Annotated in this window: 16 protein-coding genes; 15 read left to right on the forward strand and 1 reads right to left on the reverse strand. The window is 35.6% G+C overall.

What is annotated here, in order from left to right; all coding sequences use genetic code 11:
* From BBI01_RS01955 to BBI01_RS02000, 11 genes are all read left to right on the forward strand, one after another.
* Entirely contained in the window at positions 1 to 468 is a 468-nt protein-coding gene (locus tag BBI01_RS01955) for a phage tail protein (RefSeq protein WP_065393003.1), read from the forward strand.
* Positions 469 to 670: 202 nt separating this feature from the next.
* Positions 671 to 832: a DUF5908 family protein gene (locus BBI01_RS22660; RefSeq protein ID WP_165602204.1), complete on the forward strand. Its 162-nt coding sequence runs from the start codon at positions 671 to 673 to the stop codon at positions 830 to 832.
* A complete protein-coding gene (locus tag BBI01_RS01960) occupies positions 832 to 1,578 on the forward strand; it encodes a CIS tube protein (RefSeq protein ID WP_065393004.1) in 747 nt (248 codons plus the stop codon). The genes BBI01_RS22660 and BBI01_RS01960 overlap by 1 nt, the downstream gene beginning before the upstream one ends.
* A gap of 1 nt (position 1,579) precedes the next feature.
* Positions 1,580 to 3,325: a type VI secretion system tip protein VgrG gene (gene vgrG / locus BBI01_RS01965; RefSeq protein ID WP_065393005.1), complete on the forward strand. Its 1,746-nt coding sequence runs from the start codon at positions 1,580 to 1,582 to the stop codon at positions 3,323 to 3,325.
* A 5-nt stretch (positions 3,326 to 3,330) separates the two neighbouring features.
* Complete coding sequence (locus BBI01_RS01970) at positions 3,331 to 3,621, forward strand: PAAR domain-containing protein (protein WP_065393006.1); 291 nt, start codon at positions 3,331 to 3,333, stop codon at positions 3,619 to 3,621.
* Positions 3,622 to 3,740: 119 nt separating this feature from the next.
* Complete coding sequence (locus BBI01_RS01975; protein WP_065393007.1) at positions 3,741 to 4,151, forward strand: GPW/gp25 family protein; 411 nt, start codon at positions 3,741 to 3,743, stop codon at positions 4,149 to 4,151.
* Positions 4,152 to 4,240: 89 nt separating this feature from the next.
* Positions 4,241 to 7,291 (forward strand): baseplate J/gp47 family protein, encoded by a 3,051-nt coding sequence (locus BBI01_RS01980; protein ID WP_065393008.1) that lies wholly within the window; start codon positions 4,241 to 4,243, stop codon positions 7,289 to 7,291.
* A 24-nt stretch (positions 7,292 to 7,315) separates the two neighbouring features.
* Positions 7,316 to 10,126, forward strand: a complete 2,811-nt coding sequence (locus BBI01_RS01985; RefSeq protein ID WP_065393009.1) for a baseplate wedge protein — start codon at positions 7,316 to 7,318, stop codon at positions 10,124 to 10,126.
* Positions 10,123 to 13,356: an Ig-like domain-containing protein gene (locus BBI01_RS01990; RefSeq protein ID WP_065393010.1), complete on the forward strand. Its 3,234-nt coding sequence runs from the start codon at positions 10,123 to 10,125 to the stop codon at positions 13,354 to 13,356. The genes BBI01_RS01985 and BBI01_RS01990 overlap by 4 nt, the downstream gene beginning before the upstream one ends.
* Before the next feature lie 127 nt (positions 13,357 to 13,483).
* Positions 13,484 to 16,975, forward strand: coding sequence for a PKD domain-containing protein (locus tag BBI01_RS01995; protein ID WP_065393011.1), 3,492 nt, complete (start codon positions 13,484 to 13,486; stop codon positions 16,973 to 16,975).
* A 158-nt stretch (positions 16,976 to 17,133) separates the two neighbouring features.
* Positions 17,134 to 18,018 (forward strand): hypothetical protein, encoded by an 885-nt coding sequence (locus BBI01_RS02000; RefSeq protein WP_065393012.1) that lies wholly within the window; start codon positions 17,134 to 17,136, stop codon positions 18,016 to 18,018.
* A 71-nt stretch (positions 18,019 to 18,089) separates the two neighbouring features.
* Here the strand turns inward: BBI01_RS02000 and BBI01_RS02005 are convergent, their stop codons facing one another.
* The gene (locus BBI01_RS02005) at positions 18,090 to 18,755 is read right to left on the reverse strand and encodes a S24 family peptidase (RefSeq protein ID WP_065393013.1); all 666 of its coding nucleotides are present in this window, start codon (positions 18,753 to 18,755) and stop codon (positions 18,090 to 18,092) included.
* A gap of 927 nt (positions 18,756 to 19,682) precedes the next feature.
* On the opposite strand from BBI01_RS02005, the gene BBI01_RS22665 reads away from it, so the two are divergent.
* The 4 genes from BBI01_RS22665 (at position 19,683) to BBI01_RS22675 (ending at position 25,313) form a co-directional block, all read left to right on the forward strand.
* Positions 19,683 to 19,841: a hypothetical protein gene (locus tag BBI01_RS22665; RefSeq protein WP_165602205.1), complete on the forward strand. Its 159-nt coding sequence runs from the start codon at positions 19,683 to 19,685 to the stop codon at positions 19,839 to 19,841.
* Positions 19,842 to 20,216: 375 nt separating this feature from the next.
* Positions 20,217 to 20,384 carry a hypothetical protein gene (locus tag BBI01_RS22670; protein WP_165602206.1) on the forward strand — a complete coding sequence of 56 codons (168 nt, stop codon included), beginning with the start codon at positions 20,217 to 20,219 and terminating at the stop codon, positions 20,382 to 20,384.
* A 54-nt stretch (positions 20,385 to 20,438) separates the two neighbouring features.
* Positions 20,439 to 20,816 (forward strand): hypothetical protein, encoded by a 378-nt coding sequence (locus BBI01_RS02010; RefSeq protein ID WP_065393014.1) that lies wholly within the window; start codon positions 20,439 to 20,441, stop codon positions 20,814 to 20,816.
* A 405-nt stretch (positions 20,817 to 21,221) separates the two neighbouring features.
* Positions 21,222 to 25,313 carry a hypothetical protein gene (locus BBI01_RS22675; protein ID WP_065393015.1) on the forward strand — a complete coding sequence of 1,364 codons (4,092 nt, stop codon included), beginning with the start codon at positions 21,222 to 21,224 and terminating at the stop codon, positions 25,311 to 25,313.
* Positions 25,314 to 25,336 lie beyond the last annotated feature (23 nt).

Consider the following 25,336-nt stretch of genomic DNA (forward strand, 5'->3'; position numbering starts at 1 on the left):
ATGGCAGTTTTATATCCTCCAACCAGTTTCTCTTTTATTGTTAACGGGATTTCAACAACAGAGGGTATTGACTCCAGATTTCAGTCTATATCTGGTTTATCAACAGAAATTGGAACTGAAGAATATGCCGAAGGAGGCGAAAACAGGTTTACACATCAGCTTCCTTTGAGACCTAAATATCCTAATCTAGTTCTTAAACGTGGGTTAATCGTAAGTTCCGGATTGATTAGCTGGTGCAGAAATGCTATGGAAAACTTTGAGTTTGAACCCAGAGATCTGATCATTACTTTATCAGGCGGCATTCAGTCTACAGCACCTTTAATGGTTTGGAACGTAGTAGGAGCTTACCCTGTAAAGTGGGAAGTGTCAGAATTCAATGCAGAAGAAAGCAAACTGGCTATTGAAACAATAGAACTGAAATATAGATATTTCACAATACCCTCATCTTTAGCAAGCTTAGGCTTGTAATTTCTAAATCAAATCTAAGCACCTGAACGTGTGTTAGTTTAAAGATAACTTTTACCAACATCTTTTTTCATAAAAAAACAACCGATTGGTCTATACAAGAGACTGAACACACCCTTCATGTGCCTAGATTTTTTTAATATAAAATGTTAAATCATTGATTGTAAGTATTTTGTGTATTTATAATTGATTAAAAATAAACGAAATGCCAATAGAAATAAAAGAGCTTCACATTAAAATAAATGTGGACGAAAAAGCAACAACAACGACAACTACTCAATCGGTGGATGAAGCTAAAATTATTCGAGCAGTGAGTGAAAGTGTAGAGCAGGCAGTAAATATTCAACAACGTAAAAAAGAAAGATAATGATAGATAAAATCAAGAAGTTAAGAATAACAGCTTATAAAGACTCTACATATGCATCAGATAAAAAAATAGGAAAATTCCCAAACGGCGCTGATAATCCTTTCTATGTTTTGATAAATCCGACTAGTTTTTCTATAAATCATAAGATAGAATATAATAATCAGATACCAGTAGGTGGAACCACAGGCGAATCACAACACAGCAAATCACTACCCCCAAGTTTACAATTAGAATTTTTATTTGACGGAACAGGTGTTACAGAATTAAATTCTGGAAATACCTTAATAAACAAAATAAAAAATAAAAAACCTTTTGCAAAAACAGCGGTACTAGATCAAATAGCTAACTTTTATATAGCTACGGGAACTTATGATGGTAAAATTCATAAACCTTATAATGTTACTGTTAATTGGGGAGAATTTGAATATCAAGGTGTTCTTTCAGAGTTTACAATAGATTATAAGTTATTTAATAATGATGGAACTCCTTTAAGAGCCATTGGAAAAGCAACTTTTGTAGGGGCTGTTAGTCAGGAGCTTGAAGCAGCAAGGTTAAAAAAGAGCTCTCCGGATCTCACGCATAAAAGAACAGTACAAGACGGTGATACATTGCCTTTAATGACTGAAAGAATTTATGGAGACTCTAAGTACTATCTGGAAGTAGCTAAAATAAATGGTCTTATCAATTTTAGACAGTTAAAACCAGGGCAGGAACTTTTCTTTCCACCTATAGAAAAAATATCATAATATGAACAATAGCGGATACATACAAACATCAAAAAATCCAGACTTAATAACTTTTAAAGTGATGTCCGGAGGTACAGAATTACCAGGCAAATATGGTGTGAAAAGCATTGTTGTAGAAAAAGAGGTCAACAGAATTCCTTACGCCCGCATTGTAATTTTAGATGGAAGTGCACCCGATCAAGACTTCAAATTAAGTAATGAAGATCTTTTAATTCCAGGAAAAGAAATCGAAATCACAGCAGGTTATCACTCTGAAGAAGAAACCATTTTTAAAGGAGTTGTTGTAAAGCATAATATAAAAGTGAGAAACGGTTCTTCCTACCTCATCATAGAATGTAGGGATAAGGCTGTGAAAATGACCTTAGGGAGAAAAAGCAAATACTTCTATGAAAGCACAGATAGCGACGTAATTGAAGAATTGATCAGTAATAACGGACTTACTGCTGATGTAGAAGCTACTTCCAACTCACATAAAGAACTGGTTCAGTACAGAGCATCCGATTGGGACTTCATGCTAACCAGAGCACAGGCAAATGGTAAACTTTGCTTCGTTGAAGACGGAACCATCAAAATTGCTAAACCCGATTTTAGTGGAGAAGCCGTAGAAACAGTGGTTTATGGATCATCAGTACATGAATTTGATGGGGAAATTGACGCCAGAGACCAGTTTAATAAGATTACAGCCAAAACATGGAGCTATACAGATCAGGAGCTGACAGAAGTAGAAGCTAAGGATCCTGCAATCAAGCTCAATGGAGATCTTTCATCAGGCGATTTAGCAGATGTCTTTGGAATAGAAGATTTACAACTTAGACATGGCGGAAATCTTACTCAAAGCGAATTACAGGAATGGGGAGATGCTAAAGCAACCTTCCAACAGCTGGCAAAAACACGAGGAAGAGTAAAATTCCAGGGAATTCCATCTGTAAAACCAGGAGTTTCATTGACATTGCAAGGAGTAGGAAACCGATTCAACGGGAAAATATACGTAACAGGCGCCCGTCACGAAATAGCGGATGGAAATTGGCTTGTAGATGCTCAGTTTGGGCTTTCTCCAACATGGTTTTCAGAAACTTATGACGTAAGTGAAATGCCAGGTTCAGGAATTATTCCGGCAATAAGCGGATTACACGTAGGAAAAGTCTCTCAGTTAGAATCAGATCCGGACGGCGAAGATAGAATTCTGGTACAGATCCCGATCATTAATAATGAAGAAGAAGGAATCTGGGCACGTGTAGCTACACTTGATGCAGGAGAAAACAGAGGATCATTCTTCAGACCGGAAATCGGAGACGAGGTCATTATCGGATTCATTAATGATGATCCCAATGATGCCGTTGTACTCGGAATGTTAAACAGCAGTACAAAACCAGCTCCCATTGTAGCCTCTGATGATAATCATGAAAAAGGATTTGTCACCAGAAGTGAAATGAAAATGATCTTTAATGACGACAAAATTTCATACACCCTTGAAACACCAAAAGGCAAAAAAGTGATCTTGGACGAAGATGCTGATGTTATTAAAATTGAAGATGAACACTCTAATATTCTTACTCTCAACAAAGACGGTATTAGTATGGAAAGTGGAAAAGACATCAAGATCAAAGCAAAAGGTAACATTAATATGGAAGGAAAGAATATTAATGTAAAGGCTAGCGCTCAGCTAAAAGCCGAAGGAAGTTCCGGTACAGAGCTTAAATCCGGAGCTGTAACAGTAGTAAAAGGATCACAAGTTAAAATCAATTAATCATTATGAAACCAGCAGCAAGAATTACAGATATGCACACTTGTCCCATGGTGACGGGAAATGTTCCCCATGTAGGCGGTCCTATCATTCCGGCGGGAGAGCCTACTGTACTTATTGGCGGAATGCCGGCAGCAAGAGTAGGAGATAAAGCAATGTGCACAGGTCCTATGGATACTATTGCATCAGGCTCTTCAAGTGTGTTGATAGGTGGTAAACCAGCCGCAAGAATGGGAGATTCTACCGCTCATGGAGGAGTAATAACCGCTGGAGAAGCTACTGTTTTAATAGGCGGATAATACCGAAAAATTATCCGGCTACAATTACAATGTAAAACATCAATAACAATACGGTTAAAATAACCAAAAAATCTATGCAGCAGATGCAAGATGTTAACATTAAATATAACAAATAACGTATGAAAATAAATACAGATTTTTTAGGAACAGGCTGGAGTTTTCCACCTGAGTTTAACGAGACTGAAGGAAAACTGGCAATGACCACAGATGTAGAAGACATCAATAATAGCCTTATGATTTTACTGTCAACACGTCCGGGTGAACGGGTAATGTTTCCAAACTACGGATGTGATCTGCATGAAATGCTCTTTAAACCTCTGGACTTAACGCTGATTACCCAAATGAAAGGAATCATCGAGCGTGCTATTTTATATCATGAACCCAGAATTAATATTCTAAGTATTGAAATCAATACCCAGGAAGAACTTCAGGGAGAAGTTTTGATAGAAGTTGACTACGAAGTAAGAAATACTAATACAAGAAGCAATATGGTTTTCCCTTTTTACAAAGGAGAAGCTACCGAAATATAATGAATTACGGGATGTCTGTAGCCATTTTGAATACTACCAAACACTACACTAAGTATTGCATCTGACCATAGAAAGATAAATATAAACAAATGAAAAAAACAGATACATTTTCACATTATCGTGAAGGAAAATCACAAATGCAGCGCTTTTTAGCAGAACTAGATCCTGACAATCTTGAATTACACGATTTCGATTTGTTTGATTGGCTATTATTCGCAAACAATTTTGCCAGAAGTGTACACTATTTTGACAAAGGTGATAATACAAAACCAAAAGGAAAATGGGGAAACTTCTTCCTGGGTGATGATACCAAAGCAATCCCACGTAGAGAAAGCGTTGAGTATAAAAGTATGAAAAAACAGGTTGCAGATCTTATGTCCCAGTTTGAACAGGATAGCAGTCTGACTCCACACCTGACATTATTTGTATGCTTTTTGAAATTATTGGATTTCTCAAAAAAAGCATTCAATAACCTTACCAAAAGACATCTTGATTTCTACTACAACGAAATACTTCAAATTGAAAAAAATGAAGCCAAAGCAGACAAAGCTTATGTGATTTTTGAACTCGCAAAAAAGGCAATTCAGGAAAAGATTCCAACAGGTACATTGCTGGATGGCGGTAAAGACGCTGGCGGAAAAAAAAGAATCTACAAAACAGGAGACGAACTTATTGCCAATCAGGCAAAAGTAGTTGAGATCAAAAGCTTCTTAAATGATGCTGAAAAAAGAGAACTGAAAATGGCTCCCGTAGCAAACTCTGCAGACGGATTAGGTGATAAATTGCCGGAAAACAGCAATTATTGGTGGCCTTTTGGATATAATTCTGATGAAGCAAAATCAAATAAATCCATTTATACAGATCTTCCCAAAGCTAAACTGGGATTCTCAATAGCATCACCATTATTTGATTTGAAAGAAGGTGAAAGAACAGTAACCCTTAAGATTGATTTTAATAAAAATTCGGATGAGAAATTATATAACCTTTCAACAACAGATATTGAAAATAATATCAAGGTGCTTTGCAGCGGAGAAAAAGAATGGTTATCCGGTATTGTTTTAAAATGTATTAAAAACGAAAAGGAGAGATTAGTACTTTCTTTTACATTATCTAAAGATTTCCCTTCCGTAGTAAAATATGATAAAAATGTACTTTCTGAAACATTTCAAACCAATTTCCCTATCGTAAGGTTTATGATCGAAGGAGAAAAATACTATGATGTTTACGAAGGACTTTCAGAAAAACAGATAAAAAACATTGAAATTGCAGTTGATGTAAAAGGGATGAAATCAATTCAGATTGAAAATGATAATGGTGAACTAAATTCAGAAAAGCCTTATTATCCTTTCACTGCACAGCCTATTAAAGGATCCAATTTTTTCATCAAATGTCCTGAAATGTTTTCCAAAAAATGGCAGAATGCAGACATTACGATAAACTGGAAAAATACTCCGGATTCCATCAAAGACTTATATGGCGGATATGTAATTCAGCCCAATCAGAACATCAGCTTAAGTGATTTTGAAGCATCTGAAAGCCCATCAATCGTAGGTTCTGATTCTTATTTTAAAGCCGATGTAGATTTGCTACATAAGGAAGTCTGGTATTCTAAAGCCAATGGCATTGATGTATTTAAGAAAGTGGACAACGCTTACAGAACCCAGTTTTCCATAAATAATTTAAATAATGAGGCAGGAGCAAGTGAAATCATCAGATTAACCCTGAACCAGTCATCATTACAGGATGTATATCCGAAACTCTATACATTGACACTTTCAAGTGATCCAAAATATAAAAAGCTGATTCCAAACGAACCTTATATTCCTCTTGCTGAAGATATAGAGTTGAGTTACAGTGCAAAGGAAACAGCATATTCTTATCTGGATATCAGTTCTGCAGGAGTTGCCTCAAAAACTAAAGAAGTAGAGGTATATCATGAAGACGCTTTTGGACAATATGAGAAAGAAGCTGATAAAGAAGCAATTGTACCGGTACATCAAAACGGAGGTGAATTATACATCGGATTGGAAGCAATACCTCAAACCACAGTTTCATTATTGATTCAGATGTTGGAAGGAAGCGAAAATCCTTTAGTGGATTCCTTTCTTGAAAAAGAATTTATAGAATGGCATTACCTTTCAGGAGATACCTGGAAGAGCTTATCAAATTATATGCTGCAGAATGAAACCAGAAAATTCCTTGAATCGGGGATTGTAAAGTTTAAAGTTCCTAAGGATATCAATACAAACCATACAAGATTTACCAACGGATTAGTCTGGATCAGAGCAAAATCACAAAGAAGTTACGATGCGGTATGCAAAATTCAGGGAATTTATACTCAGGCAGTTGCAGCTACATTCCAGAATCAGGACAATGACTTGTCTCATCTTAATAACGGATTGGCAGCAAAAACCATTTCTAAGCTGATTACAAGAGTCGCTCAGGTAAAATCAGTAGATCAGCCGTATAACTCATTCGACGGTAAATATAAAGAAACAGATGCTGAGTTTTACAGACGTGTAAGTGAGCGATTGAGACACAAGCACAGAGCTATTACACAATGGGACTACGAACAGCTTGTATTGCAGGAATTCCCGGAGGTTTTTAAAGTAAAATGTTTAAACCACACTTCCGAAATATCCTATATGGCTCCTGGATATGTAACTCTAATGGTAGTACCGAATATTAAGAATAAAAACGCCTTTGATGTCTATCAGCCAAGAGTAAGCCGGGCTACTTTGAATAAAATTCAAAATTACATCAATGAATTGAATACAATGCATGTAAAAGCTCAAGTGGTTAACCCTAACTATCAAGAAGCAAAAGTACAGGCAAAGGTGAAGTTCTTCGAACAGTATGATGAAACATTCTACCTCAAGCAGCTGGACGAAGATATTAAAAAATACATATCGCCTTGGGCATTCACAGATACTAAAGATATAGATTTTAATGTGGAGTTGAATGTTAATCAGTTGATTAACTACCTGGAGCAGCTGTATTATGTAGATTACATTGATGAAGTTAAAATCCTGGTAAATAATATTATACAGAGACAATCTTTAATCGAAGTAGATCCGAAATCAATTTTGGTATCAGCCAAGCAGCATAATGTTACTATTACAGATCAGGTATGTATTTAATAATAAATAAGAAGAAACATAATCATGTCAGAAAATAAACATATTAGTATATCAAAAAATATAGAAACCGGGGATCAGACAGATTTTCATTTTCTACGCAAAACAGGGATTGAATACATAGAAAAGTTAGGCGGGAAACTTTGGACCGATTATAACTCTCATGATCCCGGGATCACCACTTTGGAAGTTTTAAGCTATGCCATAACGGATCTTGGAATGAGAATGAACCTGAACATGGAAGATATCTTAGCATCCAATGATGTAAAAAAGGACATTCATACACAGTTCCTGAAGGCTACGGAAATTTTACCTTCAAGACCTTTAACTGAGCTGGATTACAGAAAACTGTTTATCGATATCAGCATGGCTGGAGGGATTGTAAGACCGATCCGAAATTGTTGGTTGGTTCCCAAAACCGAAAAGCTTTACGTTGATTGTAAAACCGGGAACTTAGACTTTAAACCTATAGGAGAAAAGAATAAAAGCTTTGATATAAAAGGCTTGTATGACCTTTACGTAGACTATGCTGAAGAAATTGATGCTGATGGAGTGGGGTGTGAGAAATCAAATGTAAATACCCAAATACTAGATCGTTATCATTCCAATAGAGGGCTTTGTGAAGATTTGGCTGAAATTAAAAAAGTTGAAACTCAAAAAGTAGCGGTATGTGCCCGTATCGGACTTGTAAGTAAAGCAGATGAAGAATTGGTGCATGCAAAAGTAATAAGAACGATCAATAACTATCTGTCTCCTGAGGTTCATTTCTATTCATTGAAACAAATGCTTGAAAAAGGTCTGAGCACAGATCAGATTTTTGAAGGACCACTTTTGAATAACGGTTTTATTGATACTGAAGAGCTTAAAAACAGCCAGTTGAGAAGAGAAGTTCGTCTTTCTGATATCATCAGTGAAATTATGAAGATTGATGGTGTTAAAGAGATTCATGACGTTTCTATTGCAGGTTGTGACAATGTGATCAGAAAAAATAATGATTGGATGATCTGCATTGAAAAAGGAAGAAAACCGGAAATGTGCGAGCTGAGTTCATTCAGTTACAGCAAAGGTTCACTTCCTTTGAACATCAATGAGAAAAAAGTTCAGGATTACTTAGAAACTCTTAAAAGAGAAGAAAAAGTACTCAGAGATGATGCAAAACAAAATAAAGAATTAGCCTTACCGAAGGGAACTTCATATGATATAGCAAATTATGCTACCATTCTGAATGAATTCCCCGATACTTATGGAGTAGGAGAATCAGGAATTATAGGAAATCAAACCCCGGAGAGAGAAGCTTTGGCTAAACAAATGAAGGGTTACCTGTTGTTTTTTGACCAGATCCTTGCCGGTTACTTCAAACACCTTGAGAAGATCAAAGAAGTGTTAAGTGTTAATGGTAATTTAAAAAGAACGTATTTCACGCAAGCCCTTAAAGATATTAAAGGTTTTGATGAACTGGTCCATGAGTATGATACTGAAAGTGATGATAAGCTGACCGATTCATTATATAGAGAGTTGGATAACAGTGTTGAACGTAGAAATGAAGTTTTAGATCACTTAATTTCCCGTTTTGCTGAGACATTCAGTGATTATACTTTCTTAATGAAATCATTGTACGGAAAATCTACCGATGAAATTGTTTTAATGAACAAAGAGAACTTCTTAAAAGAATATACTTCATTAAGTAAAGACAGAGGCTTAGGATATAACTATACATTGATTGGAGATTTGGATATCTGGAATAGTAAAAACGTTTCCGGTGTTCAGAAAAGAGTTGCCCGTTTGCTTGGAATCAAAGATTACAGACAGAGAAATCTTTCACAATCTCCGGTCTCAATCATTGTAACAGAAGATAATGAAGGGAAGAAAAGCTATACCTGGAAAATAAAAGATAGTAAAGGGAATATTATCTTATCATCTGTAAACAGCTACAAACTTGAACATATTGCAACCCAGAATTTGAATGATGCAATCTATCAGACCATTCAGATAGATCAGGAAGACCTTGAAAATGCATTGGAACAATTGAAAAAGGGTGAATATGAAGGTGATATCATAGGAAATATAAAAATTAATCTTTCAGGAGGCGGAAACTACTATTTTGAAATTGTAGACGATCCTGTAAAGAAAAATGTAATTGCTACCCATAAGAAAACCAACCCTTATGCATCTTTAAATGATCTGGCAGACGGAATCGAAGAAACAGTAAAGTATTTTAAATATGAGTTCACAGAAGAAGGTATTTTCCTTGTTGAACACTTACTGCTGAAGCCAACCGCTAAAGATTATAAGCTGATGGGAGGTATTGGCTGTATGGCAATCGGAGAAACTTTTAAAGTTGCATATGACCTTGTAGAAAAAGATTCTACAACAGGCTCGAAAGATTATTCAGAAGCTCTTATGTCATCTTGTGAAGGTTGTGAAGCCGGAGTTTATGATCCTTATTCTTACCGCGTAAGTGTTGTTCTTCCAGGCTTTGCTTATCGTTTTCAGGATCCTGATTTCAGACGTTATGCAGAGACCGTGATCAGACAGGAAATTCCTGCTCATATTCTGGCAAAAATTTGCTGGGTAGGAGATCGATTGAGCGAAAAGCAAGCAGCACAGAATGACCTGGCAGAATTTGAAGCTGCCTATAAAAAATATCTCTCAGATAAATCAAGAAACAATACTGAGAACCTAGGAAACAGCATTACAGATTTATTGGATGCACTGGGTAACTTAAATAATATCTATAAACCAGGAAGGCTTCTGGACTGTGCCGCGGATGATAGTGACATATTAGACGGAAAGATCATATTAGGACAATCAAACTTATATAAAATTGATAAAAAATGAATACCAAATTAGATAATGTAACAACCCAATATAGAAAGTTCAACGATAATCAGGCGTTAACAGAAGGGCAATTAAACGAATTTTTAGATTATTTCGAAGATCAGGACAGATTGTCAAGAACACGTCTGAATGGTGTAGGAATCGTATGTGGTTTTAAAACAAGTTTCGTAGATTCTGTTTTAGTGCCTGGAGAGCTAGGAAAAACAAGACCCGGACCTGGAGAAGATAACAGCAATACCCTTGCCATTACACAAGGAGCCGGAGTTACTACAGACGGAGACCTGATTATGCTAAGAAGATCATATACGCCATCAGTAGCTGCGATAAACTTTAATACTAACTTTTATAAGTATTATAGAGAATATGATGATGTAGCTGAATATAAAAACTTTCGTATTGCAGGGAACCAGATTCCTCTTTTAGAATTAATTACAGAAAGTGAATATGCGGAACTTCCTAAAGACATTGCCGTAAGCTTTAAGCTTGTAAAAGATATTGATAAGCTATTTGATAAAATTGTAATTCTTTATTTAGAAAGTTATTCGAATGACGAAAACCCTTGTCAGGATGCAGACTGTGATCATACAGGATCTGAGCAGATCTCTAATCTTAAAGTGCTTTTAGCAGATCCTGCGTCACTCTCTGGTCTTATGACTGAAGGTGATGCAAAAGACAATATTTACAGAGTTCATAATGCTTACGAAACACTTTTTGATAACTTACCAAAGATAGAAAATAAAAGAATCATTCTTGATCCTAGTATTGTAAAAGCAAAGCAGTTAAAAATTAAGTTCCAGGAAGCAAATACCGTTGTGGGAGACCTTAGTAAGGGCTTTGATATGATTGCAGCTACACTTGGCGTAAGTATGAACCTGGGAGGGCAGACGCTTTATGATAAACTAAACTCCTTATTGGATAGTACAAGGTCAAGATTGGATGATTACCAATATAGATATGATTTATTAAAAGATCTTATAGATACCTACAACGAAATTAAAGGATTGCTATTACGTCTTAATGCTGAATGCTGTCCGGATATAGCAGCATTCCCAAAACATCTTATGCTGGGACCTGTAGGAGCTAAGCTGCAGTTGGGAGATCATACAGATTTCCGTCATGGTTTCTATAATTCACCTATTACAACAAATGATGATGAGAACTATGAAAGAGTGATGATGCTTGCCAATCGTTTTGTGCAGAAAGTAAATGGTTTCCAAACCTATATCGGGGCGATTAAAATTACCCCTTCCAATATTAATGTAAGGCTGGGGGATAAAGCAATCCCTTATTACTATAATGTCAATACACCATTATTGACTCAATGGAACTATGAAAAAACAAAAACAGATAGAGAAACTTACAACTTGAGCTATCACACAGCCAATCTGGCGGAAGATGATTTCGTTCAGAATCCATTGAATTATAACATTGATAACAATGACTTCTATAGAATTGAAGGTCACTTAGGTCTGCCTTATAAAACGGCATTACAAAATATCAATGATCTTAAAGCGAAATACGGATTAGGTTTCGATGTCATTGCATTGTTTTTAAAAGAAGGAGGAAAACCTAGCGGTGAAGAATCAAGAGAAAAAACAGTGTCTATTGACGAACTTAGAAAACAATTAGAATCAATTTCCAGCGAGATCAGTGGTGATAAAGGTGACGCTAAAAGTACCCTGCTGAATCTCTCCAGACTAGACGAGAAATTAAAATTATTAAATAAAGCTGAATTCTCAAAAGAAGGACCATCTGACGGGATTACTGTTGTAAAAGAAGATCCTAGGAAAAGTGAAGTGGTAACTGAGCTTTTAAGCGAGTTTTTAGAGAGAAAATCAGGCTTAGAACACATGGCAGGAGTAGAGCCGGGGGGAACCTTTGTTTTAATTTACGAAGATGAAACCAATAGTCAGGTGCTTGCAGACTTCTCATTGCCGTATGTATGTTGTTCTAAAGGGAAACCAAATATTCCACCTATTGCTGTGGATGATAAAGTTTCATGTATGCATGGGCAAACAATCGTTATATCTGTTCTGGACAACGATTATGACGCGGATAACGATCTATTAACTGTTGTTAAAAAATCAGATCCTTCATATGGAACAGTAATTTTAAACAATAACGGAACTTTCGTTTATACCCATGATGGATCATCAAATCTTTCAGACTCATTTACTTATTGTGTTAATGATGGTAAAGATGACAGTAATATTGCAACGGTATTTATCGACGTTAAGTCACCTCCGGTAGCAGTGAATGATCACGCTTCAACAGAAGTAGGAGGATTTGTTGACATAGCAGTTAAAGCTAACGATTATGACCTAGGAAATACTGCGTTAACGGTATTTATAAAAACTCAGCCAACTCATGGAACAGCAAGCTTAAATGGTGATGGTACGATTAAATACAAACATAATGGTTCAACAAACCTTACTGACTCCTTCACATATTACATCAACGATGGTGAATTTGACAGTAATATTGCGACAGTTACAATCACTATTGCACCGCCGCCATGTGATTCAGGTATGGACGTTGTGTTTATATTTGACTATACAGGTAGTATGGCATATCAGATCGAGGAAGCAAAAGCTGGAGCTAGTGATATCGTAGAAACTATTCGTAAAAAGTCCGAGCCTAATGCATATAGATTAGGAATCGTATTGGCAGATGAATTCAGAAGAGGAGCAGAGTCTCCTTATGGAGCAGTTCCTGCTTATACAAGCTTACCTGCAGCTCAGAAATTTATTAATAACGGACCTACAACTTCTCAATGGATCACTGCAATGGAAGTGATGAAAGACAATAACGTTTCATCATTTACTATGCAGCTTGGAAAACTGAATAACTCAGGAGGTGGATTAAGCCTTGGATATGGAGTAGGAGGACCAGAGCCTACCGATATGGCATTAAGCAGAGTTATAGAGCACAATATCGCCGGAGCATTCAGAAATAATGTAGCTAAATATGTTATCATTATTACAGACGAAGTTCCTGGAGGAGATGATGATAAAGCTACTGCTGCTGATGTTAACGAAATAAACAGGCTGAAGAATGAATGTATTGCCAGATCAATTAAAGTGATTGTATTAGGATCAGGAGTAAATGCAGCTATAAACGGAGTGTATATCTGGCAAGAATTAGCTACAGGAACAGGTGGTTCTTGGAACGCAAGTTATAAGGCAAGTGACATCCAGTCTGCAATTATAAATGGTTGTGGAGGTAAATAAACATCTGAAAAAATCTCACAATTCAGAATGATATATTCTGTAGTGATAACATACTTCTTGGGTAGATGAATTTCTACCTGAGAAGTTTATAAAAATCACCTTAATCAATCATTAAAAATGAAAAATAATGAATAATAAATTAAGTAATATAGCAGTCCGATACCGAAAGTTCAGTAAAGGACAATACATAGAAAAAACTCACTTCAATGAATTTTTGGATTATTTTGAAGATCAGGATCGTTTATCCAGAGTAATGCTGGAGGGAGTGGGTGTTGTATGTGGCTTCAAACCTAAGCTCGTTTATGTTGATAAACGGTTGAACAATATACAGCTTTCCCAGGGAGTAGCTATAACAACCGACGGAGATTTGCTTACCCTCAATAAAACAAGTGAAGTGAGCAAAGATTTGTATGTGAGTGATTTGAAAACTATCAACATAGAAAACAAAAAATACACACATTTTAAGGCATATGATAACTTTAAAGTAGGGTATGCTCCGTTTTATGACGATAAAAAGACAAAACAGATTGAACTTTGGGAACTGGCAACAGCTGAAGAAGCAACTACTGATTTTCAACCTATTAATGATCTTTCAAATCTGGAAAACAAATGTGTTTTGCTATATCTGGAAGATTACGAAAAAGATATTAAACCCTGTAGAGGAGTAGATTGTGATAATCACGGAATCCAGCAAATCCGAAACCTCAAAGTGCTGGTTACTACAGAAAAACAAATGGCTTATATTATCGGGCAGATTGGTTTTACCATTGATCCTGTGACCGGTGAACCTGTGCCAAACAGAAGAGATAGTATTCAGACCCATCCTTTGTTTCTAAAGGATATTATGAAGCCGGTAAAACAAGAAAGAGTAGTTGTAGAAAGACTTATTTTAAATGATAAAACTGATACAAATATTCTCCCTTCCGATATCAAAAAGCTTTATCAGGAGGTTTTACAAAAAAATGATTACGGACAGGCTATTTTTGAGAAAATCAACGCAATTTCTCAGGTAATAGGAATGGGAACAGCATCTCATCCAGGTTTTAAAAGCACATTAGAAAATATTCTTACCCAAGAAATAGGGTTCCAGTATGCTTATGATGTAGTGCAGGATTTGGCGGATACTTATTCTGAGATTATCAAATTACTTCCTAAGGCATTTACCGTATCTCTTCCAGATTTGATTTCTTTTCCTAAACATGTAATGCTTGGGAAATTGATACCCAACAAGCAACTGGATCCTTTTAGGCATCAGTTTTACAATTCACCTGTTTTAGATGAAGAAAAAGCAATGGAAAGGGTTAAATTATTGATCCGTCGTTTTAATCAGCAGGTACAAAGCTTTAGACTTTCAAGCACTAAAAGCCAAATTAGAATTACTCCGTCTCAAAAGTTAAACCCACTAAGTAATAAAGCTATTCCTTTTTATTATGAGGCTTCAGAGGCACTTCTAAAAACATGGAATTTTGACAGAATAAGCAATCGCTCGTTTCTTGAGAATTTGACATTCAATAATCCATTTTATAATATTGAAGGGCATCAGGGAATGGATTATAGAGAGGCTTTTGACAAGATAAAGGAAATTAGAGACCAACAACAGCTGGGATTTGATATTATGGCATTGTCTTTACAGGAATTGGTGAATAACAAAGACCTTTCAACAGCGTATTTCAATGAGTATGCAGAAGCACATCCTGGGCTAGAACATAAGCGCGGTGTAGAACGTGGAGGTACTTTTGTACTGATCTTTGATAATATAGGAAGAGATACAAAAGTGATTGCAGATTTTTCGCTTCCTTACATATGTTGTACTCCAAAAATTGACGTTAAATTAAGCTTGCCAAGCCCTATTGCTTGCGCCAAATCAGACCTGATCCCTTTCACTGTATATCCTATGAATGGTGATGTGAGAGCTGTTGTAGCTGGTGGCTTAAACGGAGGTGTTGTGTTAGTAGACGGAAGGTATTTCCTTAACCCATCATTGGTGAGCGCTGAGCTTTATAATAAAGAAATTAGCTTTACTGTAAACGGAAAACCTACTAAATGCACCGTCAGAGTACTTCCACAACCGGATATCAAAATAAAAGCTGATTCTATTACTTATCCAAAAGGAGATTCAAAAGATACTATAGTTAACTTTAAGATTTCAGGAGAAAATATTGGAGATTATACTTACAGTTGGGACTTCTGGGATAATGGTCGTTGGGTTAATATGGCGCCGGATGAAAGAGGAATTGTTACGTATGCTTTCTCTGAGCTGAACATTTATAGAATTCCAACCGTAAAAGTAAAAGTAATTAGTGGTGAGTGTGCTGAAACAATTGAGGTAAATCTGCCTCTGACAGAAACTTGTCCGGTGGTTTCAGATATTACCTACACAGTAGTTGATAATGATAATGGTAACCAGACATTCACATTTAATTGGGACTTACCATCAGACCTTTCGACAGTTACTGGCTTGAATATTTTTGTTTCGGAAAATCCTTCAGCGGGATGGAGTACTGAATCCGGATCTTATAGCCCAAAAAGGACGATCACAAGACCTATAGGTAAAAAATACTACTTTAGATTTGGTTTAGTGGGGTCATGTAGAGAAGAAGGAGGTATTGCAGGTCTTCCTGGATTTAATAGTATCGGAATCGGACCAGATGAAAATAATCATCCCCCAACTGTCTCAATCAAATGGAAAGACACTTCAGTACTTGATGAAAGATTATGTAGAGAACCGGTTTGTAATTTCACAATTGTAGTTTCTGCAAATGATGTAGATGGTGATATTGATAAAATTCTGATTTATAAAAGTATTGAAGGAGGTGCATCGATTCTATTCGCGGAAAATCCAGAAGGAAATATGGTTTCGGATTCAATAAACAAGGCAGGTAAACAGTCGTACTGGGCTGTTGTTATTGATAAAAAAGGAAATGAAGTAACTTCTAATATACTGTCTTATAGAAAAGAAAGTCACGCACCATCAGTCTCAATCAGATGGAATGATATATCAGGAAATGCAGATAGAGATTGTACAGAACCTGCTTGTAGCTACTCAATTGAAGTTTTGGCAAGTGATGCAGATGGTGATATTAAAGATATTCAGATTCATAAAAGTACTGATGGAGGTAGTACATGGAGTCTATTCGCGGAAAATCCATCAGGAAATGTAGTTGAGGATTCTATAAATAATGTCGGTACAAATTCCTATAAGGCTATTGTAATAGATGAAGAAAATAACAAAGCAACATCAAACACACTTACTTATAAAAAAGAATACCGCCCAACGATTGTAGTTAAGAGTCTTAAGCCTGTTTCAACTTGCTGTACTCCTGAGTTGCCTGTTATTACATCTTATCCGGGAGGGGATGATGTTCTATATGTTGATCTATTTGGTCTTACTAATAATACTTTTGGGTTAAAAGGTGTAGGTAGAGCAATACCTCATCTGGATGATCTTGAATATTTCTGGAGTAAATTAGAAGGTCCGGAAGTAACTCTCGAGAATATTAATAATTCTAGTCTTGTCGTTAAAAATCCAAGTCGTGGAACTTACAGATTCCAGCTTTTGGTTAAAGATGTTAGTAGTGATGCATTTGGGGTCAGTATAATTAAAGTCGTGGTGAGTTAGAATTAATCTCAGTTCAATATATGATATAAAGAGCTTTCTTAATTACAAATTCTTTATATCGTATCTGATAATCTAAGGGAGGTATTTTTCATTAGTAGAACTGTACCTCTCTGGATATTAGGAAAAATATAATAATAACACAATAAAACATAATAAAAATGGAAAGTTTAAAATGTGATATTTCATTTAAACTAGAGTACGAATCTTCCGACTTGATAGGAGAAGCAACTGCATATTATAAACCTTCGGACTCTGATACTGAAATTCCCCATAATATAATAGATGATTTGGATAAAGAATTTATAAAATTGCCTATTAATAGTCTTGGTAGTTACGATCTAAGAGTTAAATTGTCTGCAGGTGCTGTTAGTGATGAAGAGAAAATTGAATTTATAGTCGGGAAGTGTGCTACTTGTGAACCTCCAAAGGTACATACGGTAGATGAAGTGGAATATGGTCAGTTGGTAATAAATTATTTTGCTGATCCTTTTGACCTTATAACATTGGAATATCAGATAGCATTGGATAAAGAATTTAAGCACATTATTCATTCAAAGGTTGGGTTTGATAATCCATCAGAATATATTGATATGAATGATGCAAAACTCCCTGATGGTAAGCTTTTATACATAAGAATGAGAAGATATTGTAAATCAAAAGGAATTGATGTGATCTCGGTTTGGTCTGATGTTTTGGAGTTTAAATCCGGCGAATGGAAAGATCCTTTAGAATGCTATTGGTTAGCACAGGATGATGATACAGGACCTGTGATGTGTAATGGAGGACGCGGATATTCCTGGAAGACTAGAGCTACTTATGATACACCTGTTCCAAAGAAAGGAAGTACAATTCTTTTGCCTAATCTTGTACCGGCATTAAAAGAAAATATAAGAAAATTTCTTATAGATGCAGAGGATAAATATAAAACGCGTGGACTAGGTTATATTAGGTTTGTGAATGTTACTCCTGATATAATTTATAGTATAAAAAGAGACACCGCTGAGATTGAAGATACTAAAGAGGTGGATTGTACTAGTACCTAATATTGCTTACCAAAAAATCTCAATAAAATCCTCAGTTTTTGAGGATTTTATTGAATAAATCCGTTCTTTGATCATCTTCTGTTATTCTTACGTCTTGTACTTATAATATTGAAGAGTTTGGCAACATCTTTAAGGTGGATTTCCATGTCTTCATAATATTCATTCAGAGAATGAAGGGTAATAATACCATTCTCAACATCGTGATTGATGATTCGTTTCACTAAAATACCTTTCTCTTTGTGAACGATAACAAAATCCCATTTATCATAATGCAGCTTACTCATCCAGTAATCCTGTCTGATATTTCTACATAAAATAATATCACCTTCCAGATAGCTTTCATACGATCCGTTATCCATGCTGTCTCCTTTTACTTCGAAACACATGTATTCACCACGATGTTCTATATCATCAGTAAAAGGAATGGTAGGAAGGCTTTCAATATACTCTTCATCAGCAAATCTGCTTAGGTAGCCAGCTTGTGCATATTGATTCGCAAGCGGAACATTCATGATCTTTAAATTTGAAAAAACTACAGGAGAAGCAGTGTCATCATTAAGTTTATTTTGTTGTTCCTGTAATAAATTGGTGACGAAATAAGCCGTTGTTTCCGGTATTTTCCGTTCGCCTTTTTCCCAATATTGTACGGCTCGGGTACCTACTCCTATAGATTTTGCTATATCAGCTTGCTTCATGTTGAGCTTTTTCCTGATTTCTTTAAATTCTAAATAGTTCATTTTGATGTGTTTAATAGTTTACATGGAAAAAATATGCAAAATATTCGCTTTTATATTTTGAAAAACGAACAATGTTCGTATATTTGTTTCGCCGTTAGAACGAAACATGGCAAATATACAAAATTATATTTATAATTTAATGCTGGATTGATGTTTTGAAGCTTTGATATTATATTGTAAAATATTGTAATTAAAAGGATTGTGGGGTTTGATTTTTACCTGGTTCTTTTTATAAATGGATTTTAAGTTTTTTGCTTTTTTCAGCGCTGATTAAGACAAAGATAACCTTTTAAATCTAATTTAAATGCAATAATTACGTTTTTTTAATTGTATTTAAGTGTTGTTTGTTCGTTTGTTGTTCGTTTTTGTGGCGTTAAAATGCGTTTGTTTTTGATTCTTATCTGAATAAAGCAGTCCTTTTGTTCTTTGTTTTCTTGAAAAATAAAAACTATCCCAAAATGTAGAATGCTTCCGTTGAGCATATAAAAAATCGATTAATTATAGTTTACGGCAAAATAGCTAATACATTCTGAAGGACAAATGAAATTTGTAAAACAAACTCAGTCTTTTTTAATAATAATTTAATAAAAACAAAATAGACTGTTGTGCAACTTTACAAAACAAGCCACTGGATATAAATCTGCCTATTGAATTGTCTATAAAACATCAATTCCTTACAACTATCAATAGAAATATTTATATGAAAGTAAAATTAAAAAAACAGAAGTCCCAGTAATATTTCAATTCGAAAAAACCTGATATCGGCTTCCCAAAAAACAAAACTTAATAATGGAATCATGCTTCTGCTCAAAGGTTAAAAAAATAACCTTTACGGAGTTCTTGTGGACTTAATTAAACATTCAGAAAATAAGAATTATAAGCCTGATTCAAAAAACTATAACCAAAAAACTTTTTAAACCAGAGAAAATGAAACGTAGTAAAGAATTAGTAGAAAAAAGAAAAGATTTTGTGATCGATTATGTAAGACGTAATCAAAATAAACAAATGAAGGTGATTGTAACAGAGCTTACAGAAATGCTGTTTCTATCGGAAAGAACAATATACAATATCATCCTTCAGGCTTAGTTTGAAGATCGTTAAACAAAATTCAGGGCAAGCATTCCGTCGAATGCTATTATTAAATAATCTTTTAGAACTAATATATACCATGAATTAGATCTTGAAATTATTCATTCTCAAAAAGATAAGAACAGGCTTGATGGTAATATAAAACCCTCAATAACAACCTCACCGGACTCCACTGAAGACGGTGTCTGAATCTTTTTCAAATTTAAATTTATAGGTGAAATACTCAGGTGAAAAACTGTTTTTGCTTTTTAGTTCTGTTGCTTTCAATTAAAGATGAGCTTAAAAAAGAAACCGTTTGACCTTGAGGTACAGTCTGAATTAATGTTCTAAAGATTAAAAAAACTAATACTCATTTAATAAAATTCTATAACCATGAAAAAAAAAGAAAAGAAGAAAAAGAAAAAAAATAAGGAAAAGCTGGAAGATCAAAGAAAAGATATCAATGATCTTATTGACGAATTAGCCTATGCCGATGATAGTGAGAATATCAAAAAAATCAGAAAATTTTTAGACGATATGTACATTCTGAGCCAAGAATGATGAGCCGATCAGACTTACTGAAAAAAATAAAAAACTTTAATCAATAATACTAAGATGAATTTGGATAGTATAAAAGCCCTTTTGATCGGAACTGCAATAGCTTTTTCAGGAGGATTATTAAGGGTATTGGTCTCCATACAAAATAAAGAGAAAAAACAGCCGTGGGAACACTTCATCACCCTGATGATCGTCATCATTGTAGGCTTTACAATGAGTTATTTGATGAACAGAGCTGAGCTGCACGACAAATGGTATTCAACAGGAATATTGTTTGTTCTCGGTTACGGCTACGATAAATTCCTGAAGATGATCACAACGAATTTACCTAACTGGATCGACAAATCAGTCAATCTTTTTATTGAAAACAGATATGGAGTGAGATCAGACAGACAGCCTGATGAAGAAGAAAAGAAAGATGATGTGATTCAATAGAATAGGAAGCGGGAAAGTAGGAGTTGAAAATAGTAAGTATTTAAACTTAATGACACCATAACGATAAATAATTCAACTCAAATACTTACACCATTGTGGCAAAATATTTCTTGATAAATACTTTGCTGCAACTACAGAATCCATCACTTGAAAAAAGGGTAATTCTCCCCCAAAAGAGTGAATTTTGAAACTAATAACCTGAAAACTCAAAAGAGAGAAAGCCAGAAGTGGTTCAGCATTCCCTGTTTCTCATTGCAGCGCTGAACACGCTTCCGGTTATTTACCTTCTTAAAGAAATCCACCATACACGGACTGATTTTTCAGTTCAGCAGGTATATAAAACGCAGTAGTATCATTGCGTTTTGTTCGCCTTTTAACTCAATATGAAATTAAAAAACTAAGTCAATGAAAACAGCAAATCCTGTAGAAAAAGACAACAAATCCCATCAGAGTAAGGGCAAAAAACAAAGCCCCAAAGACTCGGTGGTCATCCCTCTATCTGAGGTAGATGTGGTCAGAACCCAAACACAACAATCCCGACGTAATGGAAGTGTTGGAGCAACTTCTGGCTTACAAAACATTTATGATCAAGGGTCAGAAATAATGAACGGAAAGTTCCAGAATAGCCTGGCAAAAACTGGCGATATCAACCATCCCCAAACCAAAGTAGCCGAAAAAAGCTATATGGCGACTACTAGCATTGATCAGGCACGTGATTACAATGATGGTAAATCGGGAACTTATCTTCCAAAAACCGTGCAGGAACAAGCAGTAGCTTATCAGGGAAGTAAAAACAGTACGGGAGTAATCGGAACAGTCAAACAGGCAACGGCAAAAAGTACATCGGAGAAATCGGGTATTGTACCTATGGAGCAACCCAAATCACTACCTGCGGATGATGTCGTAGAGATGAATAGTGAAGTTAAAACACCTGCAAGTGCTAAAGATAATCCAGGCTTTATGGAGCTGAGTGGTAGCATCAATACCACAGCCAAATTACAGAAACGCCACGAGTCTGCACCAAAAGCAAGTAACGATGCACAGGCTGCTGCGCCATCACCATCCAATGAACGTGAAAGTATGGCACAGGCAGGGCAGGTGAATGTTATGGATGAACAACAACCCGGAACATTCAGTAAAAACGAGTTTAAAGCTTTATTGACTGCAAAAATCAAAGGAATAAAGCTTCCTGCAAATGAAGCAGAGGCAGATGAATTTGAGAAAAATAACAACATCCAGGAAGTAAATAAAAGCGCAATGGGTGATGTGAAGAACGAGAAAAATGCAGCTTCACATGATATCGCTGATGCAACAGCTAAAAAACCTGATATTACAGGACAACCTGTACGACCTGTTGCCAAAATGCCAACACCTAACGTTGGTAAAGCTCCGGGTACACCAAGTGTGGCAAAGGCAATGCCTGTTAAAAGAGATGCAGCAAGCGTGGAGAAGCCTATTCAGGAGCAAACCGCAAGTATTGATAACGAGATGAAAGCTAATGGTGTGACTGATAGTATGCTTGCTAATTCCAATGAACCATCGTTTACAAAAGCGTTGGCAGAAAAGAACAACGCAAAAACCCAAAGTGCCGCCGCTACACAGCAGTTTAGAAAAACAGAAGGAAGTGAATTGGCGAAAACCAAAGAAGAAGCTCAATCACAAGCTATCCGTCAAATCAGTGGGATGCACAGTGCCCGTAAAGGTGGTTTAGATCATGCTCATGGTGAACAAAAGCAAACTGCAACCAAAGACAGCCAGAAACGTAAAGAAATTGCAGATCGTATTAACAGTATTTATAATAGCTCCAAAACGGATGTGGATGGTATTTTAAATAACCTTGATAAATCTGTAGCAGAAAAATTTGACAGAGGAAGTAAGGTAGCCAAAAAAGCATTTGAAGATCATGTACATAAAGAAATGGAAGCTTACAAGATGAGACGTTACAGAAGAGCAGGTATGAGCTATGGAGCTATGGCGGCTCTAGGTTTATTGGTATGGGATAAACTTACCAGCTTGCCTGATGAGGTTAATAAATATTTTGATAGTGGTAAAGAGCTGTACATTAAAGTTATGGACCGTTATATCGACGATATCGCGACCCATGTTACCACTCAGCTTAATGCAGCTAAGACCAGAATCGCTAAAGGCAAAAAAGATGTGCAAACATATGTCGACAGTTTATCACCAAGTTTACGTAAAATAGGTAAGGAAGCTATCACAGAAATCCAGAATAAGTTCAATGCCCTGGAGGAAAGTGTAAACAACAAAAAAAATGCATTAATTGATACGTTAGCTAAAAAATACGCAGACAATGTAGCAGGTATTGATGCCAGAATTACTGAACTGAAATCACAGAACAGCGGATTGATTAATAAAGCTCTTGATGTGCTTAAAACAAGCGTTTTTGCAATCATTATTGAAATTAAAAACACCCTTACCAATCTATTGTCTGGTGTGATAGAAGCAATTCAGGCAATAATAACAGATCCGATAGGATTCTTCAGAAACCTTATTGCAGGAGTTTCACAAGGGTTTACCAATTTTGGAGCTAACATCTGGACTCACCTTAAAACCGGATTCTTCGGATGGTTGACCGGAGCGATGAAAGGTATTTCTTTAATCATGCCGGAAGATGTATTTTCTCTAAAAGGAGTATTCTCTATCACCACACAGATGCTTGGTTTAACATGGAATGGCATTAGAGCTATTGGAGCCAGAGTAATAGGAGAACCTGTAATGAAAGTTCTTGAAACAGGTTTTGAAATGGTTCAGATTGTTCGTAAGGAAGGTGTTGCCGGACTTTGGGAACATTTGAAAGACCAGTTTGCAGACCTGAAGGAAACAGTAATGGATGCTATTATGGACATCATCCAAAATCAGGTGATCCAGGCAGGTATTAAATGGGTGATGGGATTACTGACTCCGGTTGGAGCCTTTATAAAAGCCGCTATGGCGATTATAGATGTAGTGAAATTCTTCATCCAGCGAGCAGCTCAGATTATGGAACTTGTGAAAGCCTTTACAGATAGTATAAAAGCAATTGCCAGCGGAAATGTAGGTGCAGTAGCCAAAGCAATAGAAAATGCATTAGGTAAAGCTGTTCCGGTACTGATTGGCTTCCTTGCTTCATTACTGGGAATTGGCGGATTAGCAGATAAAGTTGTAGGAGTGATACGCAAAATACGTCAGCGTATTGAAAATGCGATTGTGAAGTTCTGGACTTTTGTGAAAGGTAAAGCTAGAGGATTACTTGGGAAGTTTGGAATAGGGAAGAAAGATAAGAAAGAGGAAAGAGTAGGAGAACATAGGAAAGTAACTAAAGGAATTGAGTGGTGGAATGACGAAATTACTTTTAAAAATATAGAAAATGTTAATCACAAACTTTACTTTAAAGGAGAAGGGGAAAATGCAGAATTGTATATGCAAAGTACACCTATTTCTGTTATGAGTCATTTGAATAATGCTAAAAAAGTTGCTCAAACAGAAGGTGAAAAGAAAAGTGTTGAGGCTGGGATAGCACATTATGAAAGTGTAGTAGCACCATTAAATTCGAAACTAAGTAAATTAGAGAATGAGCGTATAAGGTTAAAAGTTAATAATGAAAATGGTGAAAATGAAACCAAAATTGAAGCAAAACAAAAAATTATAAGTGAGCAAAATGAATTGCAGGATAAAGCTTTAGATAAACTATCAATATTATTTAAAACAATTAAATTTGACGATGGAGTACAGCCAACTACTGTAAAAACATTTGTAACATCTACGCAAGATAATATGGGAAGAGCTCGTGAAGTGGAAGCTAAACCATTAACTTGGATGCCAGGAAATACAAAAGGTAGTGGTCCTTATCAAGATCCATTAGGATGGAATTATGCTACAGAAAAAGGTACGGCTAAAGAAGTCAAAATCCGTGATCTTATCTATATTAGAGGTCATTTATTGAATGATAAAATACATGGACCTGGAGTAAAATGGAATTTAGTACCTATTACAAGAGTCGTAAACTCTAATATGGAAGAGGAAGCGGAAAAGAATGGTAAAAAAGTACTAGAAGAAAAAGAAAGACATAGGATTATGTGGTATAAAACCACTATTATAGAATATCATGATCCCATCGGAAACGAAAACGAAAATAATAAATATTTTCCTAAGGAAATAAAAGTAGAATGGGGGGATTATAAAAACAAAGACGGGAATTATGACGCTAATGGTCAATTGGTAGACAAAAAAGAAGCTGTTTTTGTACAAGGAAAGCCTGCGATGCCATATAATATTAATGATTTAGGGGAAACTTTATTAGTTGATAAATTAAATTTAAATCCTAAATTTGCTTTAGCTGTAAATGAAGAACGAAAAAAGATAAAATGGTTTAATGATTTTAATATGTTTGAAATGAGCATGACAAATTACTATGCAAATAGAGCTGATAAAGATATTTTTGTTTCAGGAATGATTACCATAGATAATTTAATAACATCAAATCAAATAACATTCTAATTTATATTTATAAAACAAATAAC

The sequence above is a fragment of the Chryseobacterium artocarpi genome (assembly GCF_001684975.1).
Lineage (GTDB): Bacteria > Bacteroidota > Bacteroidia > Flavobacteriales > Weeksellaceae > Chryseobacterium > Chryseobacterium artocarpi.